The organism is Streptomyces sp. NPDC104106 (assembly GCF_055584345.1).
Window position 1 is genome coordinate 444126 of sequence record NZ_JBVJMF010000001.1, and the last position, 20526, is coordinate 464651.

At 73.4% G+C, this 20526-nt stretch carries 17 protein-coding genes; 13 read left to right on the forward strand and 4 right to left on the reverse strand.

Features of this window, described 5'->3' with window-relative positions; genetic code table 11:
• Window positions 1–59: 59 nt before the first annotated feature.
• Window positions 60–827: a hypothetical protein gene (locus ACZ60X_RS02070; RefSeq protein WP_469592256.1), complete on the reverse strand. Its 768-nt coding sequence runs from the start codon at window positions 825–827 to the stop codon at window positions 60–62.
• A gap of 61 nt (window positions 828–888) precedes the next feature.
• Between ACZ60X_RS02070 and ACZ60X_RS02075 the strand changes: the two genes are divergently transcribed.
• The 10 genes from ACZ60X_RS02075 (at window position 889) to ACZ60X_RS02120 (ending at window position 14301) form a co-directional block, all read left to right on the forward strand.
• On the forward strand, window positions 889–1707 hold the full coding sequence (locus tag ACZ60X_RS02075) for an adenosylcobinamide-GDP ribazoletransferase (protein ID WP_469592257.1): 819 nt from the start codon (window positions 889–891) through the stop codon (window positions 1705–1707).
• A gap of 56 nt (window positions 1708–1763) precedes the next feature.
• Window positions 1764–2381 carry an RDD family protein gene (locus tag ACZ60X_RS02080; protein ID WP_469592258.1) on the forward strand — a complete coding sequence of 206 codons (618 nt, stop codon included), beginning with the start codon at window positions 1764–1766 and terminating at the stop codon, window positions 2379–2381.
• 209 nt (window positions 2382–2590) lie between these two features.
• The gene (locus ACZ60X_RS02085) at window positions 2591–4135 is read left to right on the forward strand and encodes a leucyl aminopeptidase (RefSeq protein WP_469592259.1); all 1545 of its coding nucleotides are present in this window, start codon (window positions 2591–2593) and stop codon (window positions 4133–4135) included.
• A 287-nt stretch (window positions 4136–4422) separates the two neighbouring features.
• Window positions 4423–5811 carry a dihydrolipoyl dehydrogenase gene (lpdA, locus tag ACZ60X_RS02090; RefSeq protein ID WP_469592260.1) on the forward strand — a complete coding sequence of 463 codons (1389 nt, stop codon included), beginning with the start codon at window positions 4423–4425 and terminating at the stop codon, window positions 5809–5811.
• A gap of 62 nt (window positions 5812–5873) precedes the next feature.
• Window positions 5874–7727: a 2-oxoglutarate dehydrogenase, E2 component, dihydrolipoamide succinyltransferase gene (gene sucB / locus ACZ60X_RS02095; RefSeq protein WP_469592261.1), complete on the forward strand. Its 1854-nt coding sequence runs from the start codon at window positions 5874–5876 to the stop codon at window positions 7725–7727.
• Window positions 7728–7910: 183 nt separating this feature from the next.
• Window positions 7911–8534 carry a GntR family transcriptional regulator gene (locus tag ACZ60X_RS02100; RefSeq protein WP_469592262.1) on the forward strand — a complete coding sequence of 208 codons (624 nt, stop codon included), beginning with the start codon at window positions 7911–7913 and terminating at the stop codon, window positions 8532–8534.
• 292 nt (window positions 8535–8826) lie between these two features.
• Window positions 8827–11529 carry a pyruvate dehydrogenase (acetyl-transferring), homodimeric type gene (aceE, locus tag ACZ60X_RS02105; protein WP_469592263.1) on the forward strand — a complete coding sequence of 901 codons (2703 nt, stop codon included), beginning with the start codon at window positions 8827–8829 and terminating at the stop codon, window positions 11527–11529.
• Between the two features lie 92 nt (window positions 11530–11621).
• Window positions 11622–12608: a helix-turn-helix transcriptional regulator gene (locus ACZ60X_RS02110; RefSeq protein WP_469592264.1), complete on the forward strand. Its 987-nt coding sequence runs from the start codon at window positions 11622–11624 to the stop codon at window positions 12606–12608.
• 66 nt (window positions 12609–12674) lie between these two features.
• Window positions 12675–13193, forward strand: a complete 519-nt coding sequence (locus ACZ60X_RS02115) for a DUF4240 domain-containing protein (protein ID WP_469592983.1) — start codon at window positions 12675–12677, stop codon at window positions 13191–13193.
• A 259-nt stretch (window positions 13194–13452) separates the two neighbouring features.
• Window positions 13453–14301, forward strand: a complete 849-nt coding sequence (locus ACZ60X_RS02120; protein WP_469592265.1) for a helix-turn-helix domain-containing protein — start codon at window positions 13453–13455, stop codon at window positions 14299–14301.
• Between the two features lie 471 nt (window positions 14302–14772).
• Here the strand turns inward: ACZ60X_RS02120 and ACZ60X_RS02125 are convergent, their stop codons facing one another.
• Complete coding sequence (locus ACZ60X_RS02125; protein WP_469592266.1) at window positions 14773–14997, reverse strand: hypothetical protein; 225 nt, start codon at window positions 14995–14997, stop codon at window positions 14773–14775.
• Between the two features lie 73 nt (window positions 14998–15070).
• Window positions 15071–15964 carry a peptidoglycan recognition protein family protein gene (locus ACZ60X_RS02130; RefSeq protein WP_469592267.1) on the reverse strand — a complete coding sequence of 298 codons (894 nt, stop codon included), beginning with the start codon at window positions 15962–15964 and terminating at the stop codon, window positions 15071–15073.
• A gap of 333 nt (window positions 15965–16297) precedes the next feature.
• Between ACZ60X_RS02130 and ACZ60X_RS02135 the strand changes: the two genes are divergently transcribed.
• The gene (locus ACZ60X_RS02135) at window positions 16298–17482 is read left to right on the forward strand and encodes a MarP family serine protease (RefSeq protein ID WP_469592268.1); all 1185 of its coding nucleotides are present in this window, start codon (window positions 16298–16300) and stop codon (window positions 17480–17482) included.
• A gap of 12 nt (window positions 17483–17494) precedes the next feature.
• Here ACZ60X_RS02135 and ACZ60X_RS02140 read toward each other — a convergent pair whose 3' ends face one another.
• Window positions 17495–17992, reverse strand: coding sequence for a GNAT family N-acetyltransferase (locus tag ACZ60X_RS02140; protein WP_469592269.1), 498 nt, complete (start codon window positions 17990–17992; stop codon window positions 17495–17497).
• A 65-nt stretch (window positions 17993–18057) separates the two neighbouring features.
• On the opposite strand from ACZ60X_RS02140, the gene ACZ60X_RS02145 reads away from it, so the two are divergent.
• Together ACZ60X_RS02145 and ACZ60X_RS02150 are read left to right on the forward strand one after the other, a co-directional pair.
• Window positions 18058–18960 carry a TIGR01777 family oxidoreductase gene (locus ACZ60X_RS02145; protein ID WP_469592270.1) on the forward strand — a complete coding sequence of 301 codons (903 nt, stop codon included), beginning with the start codon at window positions 18058–18060 and terminating at the stop codon, window positions 18958–18960.
• A gap of 181 nt (window positions 18961–19141) precedes the next feature.
• Window positions 19142–20515 carry an NAD(P)/FAD-dependent oxidoreductase gene (locus tag ACZ60X_RS02150; protein ID WP_469592271.1) on the forward strand — a complete coding sequence of 458 codons (1374 nt, stop codon included), beginning with the start codon at window positions 19142–19144 and terminating at the stop codon, window positions 20513–20515.
• Window positions 20516–20526 lie beyond the last annotated feature (11 nt).

Genomic DNA, 20526 nt, shown 5'->3' on the forward strand with positions numbered 1-20526 from the left:
CGACCCGACGCCGACACCGTCAGCGGCGGCCACACCGGCAGACACGAACCCCCCAACGATCACCGACGCCCCCCGGGCAGCCGCACCGGGCGCGGGTCGGGCTTGCCGCCGATCCAGTCCTGAAGCGCGCGCCGTGGCCCGGCCCAGCGGCGGTCGTGCCGGTAGGCGCGCAGGGCGGCCTTGGCGCGGGCCCGCGGGCGGCGGCCGTAGAAGCGGCGGGCCCACGGGGAGCCGGGCCGGGCGAGCCGGAGCGCGCCGACGAGCGCGACGAGGGGCACCACGATCCCGAAGACCGCGGTGCGGGCCTTGCCCTTGCTCAGCGCGATGAGCGAGAAGAGGAAGTTCGCGGCGATGTTGGAGATGACCGTGCCCCGGTCCTGCAGCTCCTGCGGGGAGAGGTCGTTGACGCCGAACGGCGAGAACCCGGCGAGCAGCAGCCCGACGAGCGCGGCGGTGAGGACCACGACCTCTACGCTCTTGCGGCCCTCCTCGCTCCAGTAGACGTCGTCCAGGTGCAGGATCAGCGCGAACTCGTCCAGGACGAGGCCCGCGCCGACGCCGAAGAGGACGGCGGCGACCGCCCCGCCCGCGCCGTGCCGGTCGCTGGCGACGGCCCCGAAGCCGCCGACCACGGTGAGGACGACCCCGGGCACGACGTGGTGGATGTGCAGCCCGCCCGCCCTGACGTTGCGGAACGGGCCCCGGCCGGCCCGGATCAGGCGGGTGATCACCCGGGTGACCACGAAGGTCAGCACGAAGGCGGCGAGGGCGAGCAGCAGCGGGAGTTTGCCCGGTTCGAGAATGTTCCGATCCCACCAGTGCCCCATGTGCGCACTTTATCCCCGACGCCCCGGGGGGAGTCCGTCGGCCGCCCGGTACCCTGCGCCGATGCCCACGCCCTCCTCGCCGTCCGCGTCGCCGGCCTCTTCGCCCTCCCCGCTCGACGGCCTCCGCTTCGCCCTCGGCACCCTCACCGCGCTGCCCGTCCGGGTGCACCGCTGGGACCGGGCAACCGCGCGCGGCGGGATGCTGGCCGCGCCGGCGGCCGGGCTGGTCGTCGGCGCGGTGGCGGCCGGCCTCGGCCTGCTGCTGCTCGCCCTCGGCGCCGGCCCGCTGCTCGCCGCCGTCGCCTCCGTCGCCGTCCCGGCGGCGCTGACCCGCGGCCTCCACCTCGACGGCCTCGCCGACACGGCCGACGGCCTGGGCAGCGGCAAGCCCGCCGAGGACGCCCTGCGGATCATGAAGCAGTCGGACATCGGCCCCTTCGGCGTCATCACCCTCGTGCTGACCCTGCTGGCACAGGTCGCCGTGCTGGCCCAGCTCTACGGCGAGTCCTGGACCCGGGGTGCGACGGCCGCCGTGACCTGCGCGGTGGCGGCCCGCCTCGCCCTCACCCTCGCCGCCCGCACGGGCGTGCCGGCCGCCCGCCCGGAGGGGCTCGGCGCGGCGGTCGCCGAGGTGGTGCCGGTGCGGGAGGCGGCGGGGGTGGCGGTGGTCTGCGTGCTGGCCGCGGCGGCCGGAAGCGTGCCGTCCGGTGCGTACGCCGTCGTCCGCGCGGCGAGCGCCGTACTGCTGTCCCTCGCCGCGTCCGAACTGCTGCTGCGCCGGTGCGTACGACGGTTCGGCGGGGTGACGGGGGACGTCTTCGGCGCGCTGGAGGAGACGGCGGCGACGGCGGCACTGGTGGTACTGGCCTTCACCCCCTGAGCGCTAAGCTCGTCGCCCGTACACGGACGGGTGAGCACGATCGGGGGATCTCCGTGTTGACGCTGCGCCGCATCACTGCCTGGCTCGTGGACTTCGCGCTGGTCGCCGCCGCGGCCTCGCTGCTGGCGGTGCTGACCTTCCACCGCATCGCCGCCCTGGTCACCGACGTGCCGTCGCTCGCCACCAAGGGCGGCCTCGACCTCGTGACCTCGCGCGGTGACGTCGTCGGCGCCTCCGCGCACCTCGGGCTGTCCCTGTGGGACTCGGTGGTGCTGGACGTGGAGGAGGCCTTCGGGGCGCTCGTGATCGTCACGTTCCTCTACCAGTGGGCCTGTCTGCGGCTGGCCGGCCGCACTCTCGGCAAGGGCCTGCTCGGCCTGCGGGTCACCCCCCGGCTGTCCCGGCACGCCCTGCGCCGGGCCGCCGTCACCACCGCCGCCGACGTCGCGGTGTACGCGCTGGCCTGCGTGCTGCTGGTCGAGGGTCACCTCCTGCTGTCGCTGCTGGTGTGGGCGGTCGCGGTGGCGCTGTTCCTGGTCAACGCACTGCCCGCGTGCTTCCCCGGCCGCCGTTCGCTGGCCGACCGGCTGGCCGGCACCCGCGTCGAGGGCACCTTCCGGCGGGCCGGGTCCGCTGCGCCGGACGGCGTGCCCGAGGTGTCCCGGGGGTGGTAAGTGGCCATGACGTCACGGCCGGGTGAACGCCCGCAGGAATGAGTGTGCGCGCGCACGCGCGTAGTCTCGTCCCGGGTGTTCGCCGACAGGGTGAAGGCCCCGGTTGCCACCTGTCCACAGGCCTGGATCTAGGGTCGGCTCTCGGGCCCGGTCGACCCCACCCCCCATCGGCCACAGCAACTTCACATCGGAAGCGAGATTTCACCACCGTGACTGCTCTGACTCTCAGCACCGCCGCGGTGCCCGGCCTGCGGGCCGACGCGATCGTGATCGGTGTCGCCAAGGGCGCCCAGGGTCCCGTCGTGGCGCCGGGCGCCGAGGCCGTGGACAACGCGTACGACGGCCGGCTGGCCGGTGTCCTGGAGACTCTCGGTGCCTCGGGTGCCGAGGGCGAGCTGACGAAGCTGCCGGCCCCGGCCGGCTTCAAGGCCCCGCTCGTCGTGGCGGTGGGACTGGGCGCCGGGCCCGCCGCCGCGGACGGCGAGGAGAGCGACGGCGGCTTCGACGCCGAGGCCCTGCGCAAGGCGGCCGGCGTGGCCGCCCGCGCCCTCGCCGGGTCCAAGAAGGCCGCGTTCGCGCTGCCCGTCGACAGCCCCGGCGCCCTCGGCGCGATCGCCGAGGGCGTGCTGCTCGGCGCGTACAGCTTCGACGTCTACAAGGAGAACGGCAACGGCGGGAAGGCCAAGAACGGCAAGGCGCCGCTGGCCGAGGCCACGCTGCTCGGCGGCAAGCCGCGCGACGCCGCCCACAAGGGGGCCCTCGCCCGCTCCGTCGCGGTCTGCGAGGAGCTGAACCGCGCCCGCGACCTGGTCAACACCCCGCCGAACGACCTGACCCCGGCCGCCTTCGCGCAGATCGCGCAGAGCGCGGCCAAGGAGCACGGCCTCAAGGTGCAGGTGCTCGACGACAAGGCCCTGGCCAAGGGCGGCTACGGCGGCATCCTCGGCGTCGGCGGCGGCTCGGCGGCCACCCCGCGCCTGGTGAAGCTGTCGTACAAGCACCCGAAGGCCGCGAAGCACCTGGCCTTCGTCGGCAAGGGCATCACCTACGACTCGGGCGGCATCTCGCTGAAGCCGGCCGGGCACAACGAGACGATGAAGTGCGACATGAGCGGTGCCGCCGCCGTGTTCGCCGCGGTCGTCGCCGCCGCGCGCCTCGGCCTGGAGGTCGACGTCACCGGGTGGCTGGCGCTGGCCGAGAACATGCCGTCCGGTTCGGCGGTGCGCCCGGGTGACGTGCTGCGTATGTACAGCGGCAAGACGGTGGAGGTGCTCAACACCGACGCCGAGGGCCGGCTGGTGCTCGCCGACGCGCTGTGGGCGGCCTCGCTGGAGAAGCCGGACGCGATCGTGGACGTCGCGACCCTCACCGGGGCGATGATGCTGGCGCTGGGCAGCCGGACGTTCGGTGTCATGGCCAACGACGACGCGTTCCGCTCCGCGCTGCACGAGGCGGCGGAGGAGGTCGGCGAGCCGGCGTGGCCGATGCCGCTGCCGGAGCACCTGCGCAAGGGCATGGACTCCCCGGTCGCCGACATCGCGAACATGGGCGAGCGGATGGGCGGCGGGCTCGTCGCCGGTCTGTTCCTGCGGGAGTTCGTGGGCGAGGGGATCACCTGGGCGCACCTCGACATCGCCGGACCGGCGTTCAACGAGGGCGGGCCGTTCGGGTACACGCCCAAGGGAGGCACCGGTTCCGCTGTGCGGACGCTGGTGCGGCTGGCGGAGCAGACCGCCTCCGGCGACCTGGGCTGAGTCGCCTCATGACCCGGTCCGTTCCGTAGTTACGGCGTCAGCGGGCGCGTGGGGGTTGTTCGCGCAGTTCCCCGCGCCTCTGGCGGTACCGTCCCTCCGTTCCTCTCGAGCGAACGTGGGACGTCTCACACTCCAGCCCCGCGTCTCGTCCGCCTCGAACAAGTGCAAAGATGGAGCCCGGCAGGACAGGGCCCCCACCGAAGGGCCGAAGCATCAAGCGGCCGGACACCAGCCGCCCGCCGGTCACTGGAGACCGGCGCAAGGCGCACATGCATGGAGGACGTGACGTGGCGAACGACGCCAGCACCGTTTTCGACCTAGTGATCCTCGGCGGTGGTAGCGGTGGTTACGCCGCGGCCCTGCGCGGGGCGCAGCTGGGCCTGGACGTCGCCCTGATCGAGAAGGACAAGGTCGGCGGCACCTGCCTGCACCGGGGTTGCATCCCCACCAAGGCCCTGCTCCACGCGGGCGAGATCGCCGACCAGGCCCGCGAGAGCGAGCAGTTCGGCGTCAAGGCCACCTTCGAGGGCATCGACGTCGCGGCCGTCCACAAGTACAAGGACGGCGTCATCGCCGGCCTGTACAAGGGCCTTCAGGGTCTGATCGCGTCCCGCAAGGTGACGTACATCGCGGGTGAGGGCCGACTGTCCTCCCCGACCTCCGTCGACGTGAACGGCCAGCGCGTCCAGGGCCGCCACGTGCTGCTGGCGACCGGCTCCGTGCCGAAGTCGCTGCCCGGCCTGGAGATCGACGGCGACCGCATCATCTCCTCCGACCACGCCCTCGTCCTGGACCGCGTGCCGAAGTCCGCGATCATCCTGGGCGGCGGCGTCATCGGCGTCGAGTTCGCCTCGGCGTGGAAGTCGTTCGGTGCGGACGTCACGGTCATCGAGGGCCTGAAGCACCTGGTGCCGGTCGAGGACGAGAACTCCTCGAAGCTCCTGGAGCGCGCGTTCCGCAAGCGGGGCATCAAGTTCAACCTCGGCACCTTCTTCCAGAAGGCCGAGTACACCCAGGACGGCGTGAAGGTCACCCTGGCGGACGGCAAGGAGTTCGAGGCCGAGGTCCTCCTCGTCGCCGTCGGCCGCGGCCCGGTCTCGCAGGGCCTGGGCTACGAGGAGGCCGGGGTCGCCATGGACCGCGGTTACGTCCTCGTCGACGAGTACATGCGCACCAACGTCCCGACCATCTCCGCCGTCGGTGACCTCGTCCCGACGCTCCAGCTCGCGCACGTCGGCTTCGCCGAGGGCATCCTGGTGGCGGAGCGTCTGGCCGGTCTGAAGGTCGTTCCGATCGACTACGACGGTGTCCCGCGGGTGACGTACTGCCACCCGGAGGTCGCCTCCGTCGGTATCACCGAGGCCAAGGCCAAGGAGATCTACGGCGCGGACAAGGTCGTCGCTCTGAAGTACAACCTGGCGGGCAACGGAAAGAGCAAGATCCTGAACACCTCGGGCGAGATCAAGCTCGTCCAGGTGAAGGACGGTGCCGTGGTCGGCGTCCACATGGTCGGCGACCGCATGGGCGAGCAGGTCGGCGAGGCCCAGCTGATCTACAACTGGGAGGCGCTGCCGGCCGAGGTCGCCCAGCTCATCCACGCCCACCCGACGCAGAACGAGGCGATGGGCGAGGCGCACCTGGCGCTCGCCGGCAAGCCGCTGCACTCCCACGACTGAGCCTTCGGTCAACGGGCGCGACGACACAGACTTTCCGCAATTCGTTAGGAGCAACCGAAACCATGGCGGTTTCCGTAACCCTTCCGGCGCTCGGTGAGAGCGTCACCGAGGGCACTGTCACCCGCTGGCTGAAGGCCGAGGGCGAGCGCGTCGAGGCCGACGAGCCGCTGCTGGAGGTGTCGACCGACAAGGTCGACACCGAGATCCCCTCGCCCGTCTCCGGTGTGCTGTCCTCCATCAAGGTCGCCGAGGACGAGACCGTCGAGGTCGGCGCCGAGCTGGCCGTGATCGACGACGGCTCCGGCGCCCCCGCGGCCGCCCCGGCCCCCGCCGCCGAGGCCGCCCCGGCGCCGGCCCCGGCCCCGACCGAGACGGCCGCCCCGGCCGCCCAGACCCCGGCCGCCCCCGCCACCGAGCAGGCCGCCCCCGCTCCGGCCCCGACCGCCGAGGCCACCGCCGGTGCCTCCGGCGCGCAGGGCACGGACGTGGTCCTGCCCGCGCTCGGCGAGTCCGTCACCGAGGGCACCGTCACCCGCTGGCTGAAGTCGGTCGGCGACTCCGTCGAGGCCGACGAGCCGCTGCTCGAGGTCTCCACGGACAAGGTCGACACCGAGATCCCGGCGCCCGCCTCCGGCGTGCTCCTGGAGATCGTGGTGAACGAGGACGAGACCGCCGAGGTCGGCGCCAAGCTCGCCGTCATCGGTGCCCCGGCCGCCGCTCCGGCCCCGGCCGCTCCGGCCCCGGCCGCTCCGGCCCCGGCCGCTCCGGCCCCGGCCCCGGCCGCCCCCGTTGCCCCGGCCGCTCCGGCTCCGGCCCCGGCCGCCCCCGCGGCTCCCGCCGCCCCGGCTCCGGCCCCGGCCGCTCCGGCTGCCGCTGCCCCGGCCCAGCCCGCGGCTCCGGCTCCGGCGCCCGCCCCGGCTCCGGCCCCGGTCACCCCGGCCACCGCGCCGACCCACCCGACCGCCACCCAGGCGACGGACGAGGGCGCCTACGTCACCCCGCTGGTGCGCAAGCTCGCCGCCGAGAACGGCGTCGACCTGGCCACCGTCAAGGGCACCGGCGTCGGCGGCCGTATCCGCAAGCAGGACGTCATCGCCGCCGCCGAGGCCGCGAAGGCCGCCGCCGCTCCGGCTCCGGCCGCTGCCGCCCCGGCTACCCCCGCCGCCAGGAAGGCGCCGGTCCTGGAGGCCTCCCCGCTGCGTGGCCAGACCGTCAAGATGCCGCGCATCCGCAAGGTCATCGGCGACAACATGGTCAAGGCGCTGCACGAGCAGGCCCAGTTGTCGTCGGTCGTCGAGGTCGACGTCACCCGCCTGATGCGCCTGCGCGCCCAGGCCAAGGACTCCTTCGCCGCGCGTGAGGGCGTCAAGCTCTCCCCGATGCCGTTCTTCGTGAAGGCGGCGGCCCAGGCGCTGAAGGCCCACCCGGTCATCAACGCCAAGATCAACGAGGCCGAGGGCACGATCACCTACTTCGACACCGAGAACGTCGGTATCGCAGTGGACTCCGAGAAGGGCCTGATGACCCCGGTCATCAAGCACGCCGGCGACCTCAACATCGCGGGCATCGCGAAGGCCACGGCGGAGCTGGCCGGCAAGGTCCGCGCCAGCAAGATCACCCCGGACGAGCTGTCCGGCGCGACCTTCACCATCTCCAACACCGGTTCGCGTGGCGCGCTGTTCGACACGATCATCGTGCCGCCGGGCCAGGTCGCGATCCTCGGCATCGGTGCCACGGTCAAGCGTCCGGCCGTCATCGAGACCGAGGAGGGCACGGTCATCGGCGTCCGCGACATGACCTACCTGACCCTCTCCTACGACCACCGCCTGGTCGACGGCGCCGACGCGGCCCGTTACCTGACGGCGGTCAAGGCGATCCTGGAGGCGGGCGAGTTCGAGGTCGAACTGGGCCTGTGACCTCCCTGGCCTGATCAGGCAGTACGGCACCCCGTCCGGAGCCTTCCGGGCGGGGTGTTCGTGTTCGTCGGCACACTCACCGTGTAAGCCTCGTCTCACCTGCGTCAAAGCGCCCCCACAGCCACTCCCCTGGAGCGATGCGGCCTTATTGTCTAAACGTCAGCCCTCCCTAAGGAGCCCTCCATGACCGCGCCCGTCGTCCACTCGCTGCGCGAACAGATCCGCGAGCACATCGTGGAGGGGATCGTGAGCGGGCGCTGGCAGCCGGGCGAGCGCATCGTGGAGCGGCGGATCGCGACCGAGCTGGAGGTCAGCCAGACCCCGGTCCGCGAGGCGCTGCGCGAGCTGGAGTCGCTGCGCCTGATCGAGTCCGCGCCGAACAAGGGCGTACGCGTCCGCAACCTGACCGCGGCCGACCTGGAGGAGAGCTACCCCGTCCGCGCCGGCCTGGAGGCCATCGCGGCGGAGCTGGCCGCCGAGCGCCTCGCCGAGGACTGCTCGGCCCTGGAGCCGCACGTCCTGGCCCTGTACGAGGCCGACCGGGACGCCGACGGCACCGCCCAGGTACGCCACACCGTGGGCTTCCACCGCGAGCTGGTCCGCGCGGCGGACAACTCGGTGCTGCTGCACACCTGGGAAGGCCTCGGCATCGAGGTCTTCACGGCGCTGTCCATCCGCTGGCTGGGCACGGTCCAGCAGTCGTACGCGGAGGAGCACGACGAGCTGGTCGCCGCGTTCAAGCGGCGGGATTCGCGCATCGCGGAGATCGTGAAGGCGCACGTCCTGGGCTGCGCACCGAGGGCCTGACCGCCCGCCCCGCACCTGGTTCAGGCGAGCATGCCCTCGCTCAAACGGCGCCTCACCTGCGAAAACAAGGCGAATTCCCGTCACCGGGTGCCATCCGCGAAGGCACCGGGTGCCGACTTTCTCGGATTCGAGAAGTTTTGCCCCTCAACCCTTTGATCGATCATCGATCAGGGAGTTACAGTCGCCGACGGACTTCCACCGAAGTCCTAGCCCTGTCCTGCCAAAGACCTAGGGCACCCCCGAACCCTTACACCGATGAGGGAACCCCCCTTCGACTGAGGAAGGCGGCGACATGACCGACCCCAACGCCATCCAGCCGAGCGCGCTCGACCAGCTCCCCGACCGCGACCCCGAGGAGACCGCCGAGTGGCAGGCCTCCCTCGACGCCGTCGCCAGGGAGGCCGGGCCGCACCGTGCCGCGTACCTGATGCGGCGCACGCTGGAGCGCGCCGAGGCGGGCGGCATCGCGCTGCCGAAGCTCCTCGAGACGGACTACGTCAACACCATCCCCACCTCCGCCGAGCCGGCCATGCCCGGCGACCCGGAGATGGAGGCCCGGATCACCGCCTGGAACCGCTGGAACGCGGCGGCCATGGTGACCCGCGGCGCCAAGCACGGCGTCGGCGGCCACATCGCCACCTTCGCCTCCGCCGCGTGGCTGTACGAGACCGGCTTCAACCACTTCTTCAAGGGCAAGGAGGGCGACGGCTCCGGCGACCAGCTGTACATCCAGGGCCACGCCTCCCCCGGCATCTACGCCCGCGCCTTCCTCGACGGCCGCCTGACCGAGGCGCACCTGGACAACTTCCGCCAGGAGGCCGGCGGCAGCGGCCTGCCGTCGTACCCGCACCCGCGCCGCCTGCCCTGGCTGTGGGAGTTCCCGACGGTGTCGATGGGCCTCGGCCCGCTCTCCGCCATCTACCAGGCACGCTTCAACCGCTACCTCACCAGCCGCGGCATCAAGGACGTCTCGTCCTCGCACGTGTGGGCGTTCCTCGGCGACGGCGAGATGGACGAGCCGGAGTCGACGGCGGCCCTCGCGCTCGCCGCCCGTGAGGAGCTGGACAACCTCACCTTCGTCATCAACTGCAACCTGCAGCGCCTCGACGGTCCGGTCCGCGCCAACTTCAAGATCGTGCAGGAGCTGGAGGCCCAGTTCCGCGGCGCCGGCTGGAACGTCGTCAAGACCCTGTGGGGCACGGCGTGGGACGAGCTGTTCGCGCTCGACACCACCGGCGCGCTCGTACGCCGGCTGCGCGAGGTGCCGGACGCGCAGGTCCAGACGTACCAGACCCGCGACGCCGCCTACATCCGCGAGGACTTCTTCGGCAAGGACCCGGCGCTCGCCGAGATGGCGAAGCTGCTGAGCGACGACAAGATCCTGGAGTGCTTCCACCTCTCGCGCGGCGGTCACGAGGCCCGCAAGGTCTACGCCGCGTACAAGGCCGCCGTCGAGCACAAGGGCGCGCCGACCGTGATCCTGGCCCAGACGGTCAAGGGCCACACCCTCGGCGAGGGCTTCGCGTCGAAGAACGCCAACCACCAGATGAAGAAGCTCTCGGTGGACGAGTTCAAGACGATGCGCGACCTGCTCGAGCTGCCGATCAAGGACAGCGACTTCGTCGACGGGGTGGTGCCCTACGGCCACCCGGGCGCCGACTCGCCCGAGGTCCGCTACCTCCAGGAGCGCCGGGCGGCCCTCGGCGGCCCGGCCCCGGCCCGCCGCACGCACGCGCTCGCCCCGCTGCCGGCCCCGGCCGAGAAGGCCTTCGCCTCCTTCGACAAGGGCTCCGGCACGCAGAACGTGGCCACCACCATGGCCTTCGTCCGCCTGGTCAAGGACCTGGTCCGCGACAAGGAGACGGGCAGGCGCTGGGTGCCGATCGTCCCGGACGAGGCCCGCACCTTCGGCATGGAGAGCCTCTTCCCGTCCCTGGGCATCTACTCCCCCAAGGGCCAGACGTACGAGCCGGTCGACCGCGACCAGCTGATGTACTACAAGGAGGCCCAGAACGGCCAGATCCTCAACGAGGGGATCACCGAGGCCGGTTCGATGGCCGACTTCATCGCCGCGTCCACCGCGTACGCGACGCACGGCGAGGCGATGATCCCGTTCTACATCTTCTACTCGATGTTCGGCTGGCAGCGCACCGCCGACCAGATGTGGCAGCTCGGCGACCAGCTCGGCCGCGGCTTCCTCGTCGGCGCGACGGCGGGCCGTACGACCCTGACGGGCGAGGGCCTGCAGCACGCCGACGGCCACTCCCCGGTGATCGCCGCGACCAACCCGGCCGCCCTGTCGTACGACCCCGCGTTCGCCTACGAGATCGCGGTGATCGTCCGTGAGGGTCTGCGCCGGATGTACGGCGAGGCCAAGCCGGGCGAGGACCAGAACGTCTTCTACTACCTGACGGTCTACAACGAGCCGCTGCCGCAGCCGGCGAAGCCGCAGGGCCTCGGCATCGACGAGGGCATCGTCAAGGGTCTGTACCGCTTCAACACGGCGGAGTCGGCCGGGCTGTCCCCGGTGGCCAACGCCCCGCGCATCCAGCTGCTGGGTTCGGGTACGGCGATCCACTGGGCCCTCGAGGCGCAGAAGCTGCTCGCCGAGGAGTGGGGTGTGGCCGCCGACGTGTGGTCCGCGACCTCCTGGACCGAGCTGCGCCGCGACGCGATGGAGGCCGACGCGGCCCTCCTGCGCGGCGAGGAGCGCGTGCCGTACGTCCGCCAGGCGCTCCAGGGTGCCGAGGGTCCGGTGCTGGCCGTCTCCGACTACATGCGCCAGGTCCCGGACCAGATCGCGCAGTGGGTGGAGCAGGACTACAGCTCGCTGGGCGCCGACGGCTTCGGTCTGTCGGACACCCGCGCCGCCGCCCGCCGCCACTTCGGCGTCGACGCCCGGTCGATCGTCGTCGCGGCCCTGGCCCAGCTCGCCCGGCGCGGTGAGGTGAAGGCCACGGCGGTCAAGGAGGCCCGGGAGAAGTACGGGCTGTAGGCACCGCGCGTGCGGGAAGGGGTACGGCAGCCGCCGTACCCCTTCTTCGTCTGTGTCCGCTGTTTGTCAGCGGCCCCCGGCATGATGGGCCCATGCGCGCTGCCCGGCTGATCAAGATGGTGTTGCTGCTCCAGTCCCGGCCCGCCATGACCGCGGCCGAGCTCGCGCGGGAGCTGGAGGTCTCGGAGCGGACGGTCACCCGGGACGCGCAGGCGCTGTCGGAGGCGGGGGTGCCGGTGTACGCCGACCGGGGGCGGGCCGGTGGGTACCGGCTGGTCGGCGGCTACCGCACCCGCCTGACGGGGCTGGCGAGAACGGAGGCCGAGGCGCTGTTCCTGAGCGGGGTGCCGGGGGCGCTGCGCGAGATGGGCCTGGCGGACGCCGCCTGCGCCGCCCGGCTGAAGGTGTCGGCCGCCCTGCTGCCCTCCCTGCGGGACGCCCCGGACAGCGCGGCCCAGCGCTTCCATCTGGACGCGCCGGCCTGGTTCCGGGAGCCGGAGACGCCCGCGCCGCTGCCCGCCGTCGCGGAGGCGGTGTGGGACGACCGGCGCGTCCGCGCGCTCTACCGGCGCGGGCAGACCACGGTCGAGCGGGAGCTGGAACCGTACGGCCTCGTGCTGAAAGCGGGCGTCTGGTATCTGTGCGCCCGGGTGGCCGACGACGGTGCTTTCCGGACATACCGGCTGGACCGGTTCGGGGACGTGGAGGCGCTGGCCGAGCGGTTCACCCGGGACGCGGGCTTCGACCTGCCGGCCTACTGGGCCGCGCAGGCCGAGCGGTTCGCGCGGTCGATCCTGCGCGCCGAGGTGGTCGTACGGCTCTCCCCGCAGGGGGTGCGCCGGCTGCGGTACGCCGTGGAACCGGTGTCCGCGCGGGAGGCGCTGAAGGAGCAGGGGGAGCCGGACGGGGAGGGGTGGGTGACGGTGACGGTGCCGGTGGAGTCCGAGGAGGTCGCGTACGACCAGCTGACGGCGCTCGGCGCGGAGGCCGAGGTACTGGCACCGGCGACCCTGCGGGCCCGCTTCGCGGCGGACGCGGCGCGGTCGGCCGCGCGCTACGGCCAGGGGGCCGCCGGATAACGATCCGCCGCACTCCGGCGCACTCCGCGTGCGTCGCACCGGTCGAGGCCCGATGCTGGTGCCGTGATGGACGAGACGGAGTTCTGGGAGCTGATCGACGCCGCCCGTGAGGCCGCCGAGGGCGACCCCGAGGAGCAGGCCGACCTGCTGGTGGACCGGCTGCTCCAGCTGGAGCCGGACACGGTGCTGGACTTCGCCCGTCACTTCGAGGCCCGCTACAACCGCGCCTACCGCTGGGACCTGTGGGGCGCCGCCTGGGTGCTGTTGGACGGGGCCAGCGACGACGCGTTCGACTTCTTCCGGTGCTGGCTGATCGGCCAGGGCCGGGAGGTGTACGAGGGCGGCCTGCACGACCCGGACTCGCTGGCCGATCTGCTCGGCGAGTTCGACGAGGAGATCGACGGCGACGGCGAGGAACTGGGCTACGCGGCGGACGAGGCGTACGAACAGCTGACCGGTACGGTCGCCCCCGACCTGGGCATCGCCCCGGCGCCCGCCGAGCCGGAAGGCACGTCGATCGACTTCGAGAACGAAGCTGTCCTGGCGGAGCGCTATCCCAAACTCTGGGATCGCTTCAAGGGCTGATTCCGCCCCGGAATTCGACCGAAAATGTTCCCTGGCATCTGTCGCGGTCCCCGGGTCCCCCTCTGAACTGGCCTTCTGCCGTTGCCTCTTCCTCTCCTGTCCCACCGGACACACCGCCAGAAAGCGCGCGGACGGGGCGTGTGCCGCGTTCGGTGTGCGCCGGAGGTAGGCTGAGCGCCATTCTGCGGAGCGGCCAGGTGGCAGTCTGCCAGGTGGCAGCTCCCCGTCACCCTCGACAAAGAATCGGGACCGCGAGGAGATGACATCGACAGATCCGGCTGTGGAGCGGCGCAGGGTGCGGCTCGCCCTGCGCACCTTCCGCAATGACGCACGCCTGAGCCAGCCCGAGGTGGCCGAGCACCTCTCCTGGTCACCCTCCAAGGTCATCCGGATCGAGGGGGGCGCGGTCGGCGTGTCCGTGACCGACCTGCGCGCGCTCCTCGATCTGTACGGCGTCACGGACGAGACCATCCGCCGTGACCTTGAGCGGGCCACCCGGGAGAGCCGCCGGCCGCCGTGGTGGCACGGGTTCCGGGACGCGGTGACCCCACAGTTCGCGGTGTTCCTCGGGCTGGAGGGCGCGGCGAACGAGCTGTCCGCCTTCGACCCGACGCTCGTCCCCGGTCTGCTGCAGACCGAGGCGTACACCCGCGCGCTGCTGGGCGACCGGTCGCCGGAGCGGATCGACGCGATCGTACGGCTGCGGGCCGAGCGGCAGCGGCGGCTGCTGCGGGACGCGGCCGAGCCCCGGCTGCGGTTCCTGCTCGACGAGGGGACGCTGCGCCGTGCGGTCGGCGGGGCGGCCACGATGCGGGAGCAGCTGGCCCGGCTGAAGTCCGACGCCGCGCTGCCGCACGTGGAGCTGAGCGTCGTCCCCTTCGCCCGGGGCGCGTACCCGGTGCTGCGTACGGGCGCGATCGCGCTGACCTTCCGGGACGGCGACGACGCGCTGTTCGTGGAGGGCCCGAACGGCGCGCTGACCACGCGGGACGACCAGAGCGCGGTCGTCGAGTACCTGGCGAGGTTCGAGGAGTCCCGCAAGGAGGCGGTCTGCGGGGACGAGGCGATCGCGTTCATCGACGAGGTGCTGGGCCAGTACCCGTCCTAGCAGTTCCCACCGGACTGGAGACAGTCGGGCAGAGATCGGAGAGGGCCCGTGGCGGGTGTGCTCACCTGGATACGGCAGTTGCGGGCGGGCAACGGCGCCCCCCGCCCCGGCACGCCCGTGCCGGACCCCGCTTCGCCCCCGGCCGCGCGGCAGCCGGGACCCACCGGGCAGCGCGACGCCCGGGACGCCGGCCCCGGCGACACCGGCGGCACGGACGGCACCGGCGGCCGGGCGGAGCCCCGGGACCAGGACCCCGAAGCCGAGGCCGAACCGGGACCGGTTTTCGCCGGTCCGCACGCACCGTATCGCACGCGTGCGGACGCCCGCAGGAGGACGGCGGGAGTGGCCAGTGCACGGCTCGAACCGACCGCCGGTCACACACTCCTGCCCCACTTTTGCCCTGAAAGGGTAGGCCCTACGCGCCCGTCGCGCCACGTCGCGAACAAGCCGGGTTTTGGCCCGACTTCCTTGTCACGCAAGGGACTTGGCGCCCTCGTGGGACGGGACGTGCAGCGGCGGCGCGGCGTTGGCCCGGTCGAGCGCGGACGCCGTGCCCGCCGCCGGGCCGACGACGACCGCGGCGACGACGCAGAGCACGGTCCACGGGCTGCGCACCGCCCGGCCCCACAGTGATTCCTGCGCGGACCGCCGGGCGCCCCCGGTGTGCCGCTCCCGCTGTCGCGTACGACCGCTCATCGTCAACCCCGCCCTCATGCCCGTTGTCGCCCCCGACGGTAGGACGCCGGACTCTGAGAAGCCTGCGCGGCGGCTATGGCGTCGCTGTGGACGACGCGGGGGACGGGGAGGGCGTGCGCGGGGTCGGCGTATGCGCCGGGGCCACCGGGTGCGCCGGGGGCCTCGGGTGCGCCGGGGGCCTCGGGTGCCCCGCGAGCGGTATCGCGGCGGGGCGGCCCTGGAGGCGGGCGGCCTTTTCGCGGATCTCGGGGAGGCGGGCGGTGAGGGCGGCGCCGGGGCAGCTGGTCATGTAGCCGGCGTCGTGGCCGGCCAGGGCGGGGAGGACGGCCTTGGCGCCCGCCCGGTAACGGCTGTCGCTGCTGCTGGAGAGCAGCTGGGTGCTGGCGCGCGGGTCCACCCCGGCGAGGCCGAGTTTCCAGGCGGCCAGGGCGGCGATCGCGTCGGTCATGGCCCGGGGCACCGCGGCGCCCGCCGTGAAGGTGCCGAGCGCCGCGATGCCGGCGGTGCGGTGGTTGAAGCCCAGCGTGTGCGCGCCGGTGACGGCCTGGTCGACGCCTCCGGCGCGGCCCTCGTAGATGGTGCCGCAGCGGTCGACGAGGAAGTTGTAGCCGATGTCGTCCCAGTGGCGGTCGCCCCGCTGGCCGGCGTAGAGGTGCTGGATGATGCGGGGCGCGTCCGCGCAGTCGTAGGTGCTCGGCGAGTCGGTGTGGTGCAGGAAGACGGCGACCACCTTGTCGTCGTAGCGCGGGGGCGGCTGGGGGCCGGCGGCGCGGCCCAGCCAGACGGAGCGGGGCACGATGGCCGGGCGGGCGGCGCGGTAGGCCGGCGTGGCCGGTGCCGCGCCGTGCCGCTCCAGGCGTACGGTCGCGAGCCCGTCGACGCCGTGGGCGAACAGCACGACCGCCAGCAGGGCGCAGACCCCGGGCAGCCCGCCGACCAGCCACAGCACCGGCCCGGGAACGCGCACCGCCCAGCCCCGCCGCCGTACCCCGGTCGGCCCAGTGCCCCCGGGCGTCCGCGCCGGCCCGGGCGGCGCCCCCGTCCGCCCCGGTGTTCCCGGCGTTCCCGGTGACCTTCTCAGTGGTATTCGGACAGCACGCATGATCCCACTCTCAAGGCAACGCGCCGCGCCCGCGATGTGCGCTGTGCCACCCGGTGGAACCATCGTCCTGGTCCAGGACGTTTCTGGAGGTACACGCATACGTGGCCGGTTCGCCGAGCGGTGGCCGTTCATCTGTGGGTGACTGATCAAACGGGCCCGTCCCGTCCGTACTGAGGGGTCCGAGAGAAAGGCGGCTCCGTGGACCTGCTCGACCTGGTGCTTGTGCTGGTGATCCTCGTCTACGCGGTGTCCGGCTACCGCCGCGGGCTGGTGGCCGGCTGTGTCTCGCTGGCGGGGTTCGTCGGCGGGGCCGTCGTCGGCGTGTGGGTGCTGCCGTGGGTCACGGGCCTGGTGGCGCGCGGTACGGCGGCGGCGACGGTGCTCGCCGTGGTCACGGTGCTGGTGCCCGCGGTGGTGGGGCACGAGCTGGCGGGCCGGCTCGCGCTGCGGCTGCGCGGGGAGCTGGACCGCGGCCCGCTGCGGGTGGCGGACGGGATAGGCGGCGCGGCGGCCAACTCCGTCGCGGTGCTGATCGTGGCCTGGGTCGCGGCGAGCGTCCTGGGCGCGGCCCCGTCGCAGACGCTGAACACGGCGATACGGAACTCGACGCTGCTGGGCGCGGTGCAGCAGGCGATGCCCCAGACGACGCCCGTGTGGTTCTCGCGGGCGACCTCGGCGCTGACCGAGGCGGGCTTCCCGCAGGTCTTCAACCCGTTCGAGAACGAGTCGACGGCCCAGGTGGCCCGGCCGTCCGGGGACAGCGTGACGTCGGCCGCGACCAGCGCGGCGAAGCTGAGCACGGTGAAGATCGAGGGCGTCTCGGGCAACGAGGGCCGCGAGGGCAGCGGTTTCGTCTACGCCTCGCAGCACGTGATGACCAACGCGCACGTGGTGGCCGGCATCGACCACCCGAGCGTGCGGATCGGCGGGATCGGCCGGTCGTACGACGCGCGGGTGGTCCTCTTCGACCCGGACCGGGACGTGGCCGTGCTGTACGTGCCGGGCCTGCGCGCCCCGGTGCTGCGCTTCGACACGAACGCGGCCCGCGGCGACTCGGCGGTGGTCGCGGGCTATCCGCAGGACGGCGGCCTGAACCTCCAGGCGGCGACGGTGGCGAGCCGGGTGAACGCGACGGGGCAGAACATCTACAACGACCGCACGGTCACCCGGGACATCTACTCGATCCGCTCCACGGTCCGGCCGGGCAACTCCGGCGGCCCGCTGCTGACCACGGACGGCAGGGTCTTCGGTGTGGTCTTCGCCCGCTCCACCTCGGACGCCGAGACGGGGTACGCGCTGACGGCGGCCGAGGTGGCGGCCGACGCCCACCGGGCGGCCACGGCGACGTCCCCGGTGGACACCGGCCAGCTGGTCAGTTCCTGACCGTCACACCCGTCAGAGCCTGCGGCCCATGAGCACGTCGTCGACGTAGACGCCGTCGAGGAGGAACTCCTCCGGCTGCACGCCCTCGACGGCGAAGCCCTCGGACGTGTACAGCGCGCGGGCCGGGGCGTTGTGCCCGAGCACGCGCAGGCTCAGCCGGCGGGCGCCGCGGCCGCGCGCCTCCTCGACGGCGGCCCGGATCAGCGCCCGCCCGACGCCCTGACCGCGTGCCGCGTCGGCGACGGCGAGGCCCTGGATCTGCAGGACGTGCGCGTTGGAGGCGAGCGGGGTCGGGCGGGCGAGGCGGATGTAGCCGACGATCCGGCCGCCGGCCTCGGCGACCAGATAGTCCTGCGGCGGGTGGCGCTCGTCGAAGAACGGCCCCTCGGGCGGGGGCGAGACGGCGTGCAGCGTGGACCAGGTGGCGCGGTCGAGGAGCGCGAGGCCCTCCTCGTCGTCGGCCACGGCGAGGCGTATGGACGGCTGGTGCGGCGTGTACGGCTCGGGCATGACGATCACCCTACGGCGCGCGGCCGGAGCGCCTCGCGGGGCTTTCGCGCGGGCATGCTGGGGCCATGGAAGCGAAGGAACGTATGCGGGTGGCGGTGGCGGGTGCGTCGGGGCTGATCGGCAGCGCGCTGGTGCGGTCCCTGACGGCGGACGGACACGAGGTCGTACGGCTGGTGCGCCGGGCCGCGGCGGGGCCGGGCGAGGTGTGCTGGGACCCGGAGGGGCAGTATGTGGACGCGGCAGGACTGACCGGCTGTACGGCGGTGGTCAATCTCGCCGGGGCCGGGATCGGCGACCGGCGCTGGACGGCGGCGTACAAGCGGCTGCTGCGGGACAGCCGGGTGCTGGGCACGGCCGCGCTGGCGGAGGCGGTGGCCGCGCTGCCCGAGCCGCCGCGGGTCTTCGTCAGCGGCAGCGCGATCGGCTTCTACGGCGACACCGGCGACCGGGCGGTGGACGAGGAGGCGCCGCCGGGCGAGGGGTTCCTGCCCGCGCTGTGCGTGGAGTGGGAGGAGGCGGCGGCGCCCGCGCAGGAGGCGGGGGTGCGCACGGTGTTCGCGCGCACGGGGCTGGTGGTGGCCCACGGCGGCGCCTGGGGGCGGCTGTTCCCGCTGTTCCGGGCGGGGCTGGGCGGGCGGCTGGGCGACGGGCGGCAGTACTGGTCGTACATCGCGCTGCACGACGAGGTCGGGGCGATCCGGCATCTCATCGACACCGAGGCGCTGTCCGGGCCGGTCAACCTGACCGCTCCCGAGCCGCTGACGAACCGTGAGGTCACGGCGGCGATGGCGCGGGTCCTGCACCGCCCGGCGCCCTTCGCGGTCCCGGCGCCGGTGCTGCGGGCGGTGCTGGGCGAGCTGGCCGGGGATGTGCTGGGCAGTCAGCGGGTGCTGCCGAGGCGGCTGTCGGAGTCGGGGTTCCGGTTCGCGTTCCCGGGCATCGACGAGGCGATCCGCGCCGCGAGCTGAGCAGGCCGTGGGAGACCGGCGAACGCATGTGACCGTATGCGACCTCCATGCGACCGTGCCCTGTTGATGCGCGACTGCTTATGACCGATCACGGCCCTAACCTCGACCCGAACTCGGGTATCCCCGGAGCCTGTTGGGGGCATGACGTCTCCACCGGCCGCGCAACCACAGGAGGGGCCTCGTGCTTGAGCCCGCGTACCAGGTGGACGTCGTCATCGTGGGAGCCGGAATCGCCGGCCTCTCGGCGGCTCACCGGCTCACCAGCGCAGGAGTAACGACCGCAGTCCTGGAGGCCGCCCCTTACGTGGGCGGCCGCATGTCGACCGAGAAGGTCGACGGTTTCCGGCTCGACCGCATCGGACAGCTGCTGTCCACGTCCTATCCCGAACTCCGTTTGAGCCCGGGCCTGGACTCCCTGGTCCTGCGCACCTTCGCGCCCGGCGTGCTGCTGCACCGCGACGGCCGCACCCAGCGCGCGGGCGCTCCGGCGGCCGGAGGGAGCGCAAGGGGCGCACGGGGCGCACTCCATGTGGTGCGTGCCCTGGCGAGCGCGCCCAGGGGTACGGCGGCCGTTCCCGGGCGGACCGGCGCGCCGGTGGGCGGCGCTGTGGACCAGGCCCGGCTGGGCGCCGCGCTCGGCCGGATCGCCACCACCCCCATCGAACGCGTCCTGGCCCGCCCCGAGATGCCCGCCGCCCAGGCCCTCGCCCGGCGCGGGGTCCCGGCGCGCACCATCGACGGCTTCCTGCGTCCCCTGCTCGCCGCGCTCCTGTGTGATCCGGAGCTGACCACCTCCAGCCGGTGCGCCGACCTCGCGCTGCGCGCCTTCGCGAGCGGGCGGCTGTGCGTGCCGGAGGGCGGCGCGGACGTGCTGCCGGAGCTGCTGGCCCGGGCGCTGCCACCGGGCACCGTGCGCACCGGCGTCCGCGTGACCTCGGTGTGCACCACTTCGGTGACCACCGCCGAGCACGGCGAGATCCGCTGCCGGGCGGTGCTGCTGGCGACGGACGCGCGGGCCGCGGCGGAGCTGCTGCCGGGCCTGCGGGTGCCGGACTTCCACCCGGTGACCGTGGTCCACCACACCACCGACGACCCGGCGGCCGGCTTCGCCACCGGCACCTCGCTCCTGCTGGACGCCGACCGGGGCGGGCCGGTGGCGCACACGGCGGTCGTCAGCAACGTGGACCCGAGCCGGGCGCCGGTCGGCCGCGTCCTGATCTCCTCGACCGTCCTCGGCCGCCCGCCCGAGGGCGTGGACACCGCCGTGCGCATCCATCTCTCCCGGCTCTACGGCACCTCGACGCGCCGCTGGGAGACGCTGGCCGTGCACCACACACCGCAGGCCATCCCGGCCATGCGCCCCCCGCACGACCTGCGCCGCCCGGTGCGCCTCCTGGCCGGCCTCTACGTCTGCGGCGACCACCGCGACACCAGCACGGTCCAGGGCGCCCTGCACTCGGCCCACCGGGCGGCGTCCGCCGTCCTGGCCGATCTGGGGGCAGCGGGCTCGATGCACAGCGCGGACCCCGCCCCGACGCTGCCGAGGGCGGCGTAGGCCGCCCCCCG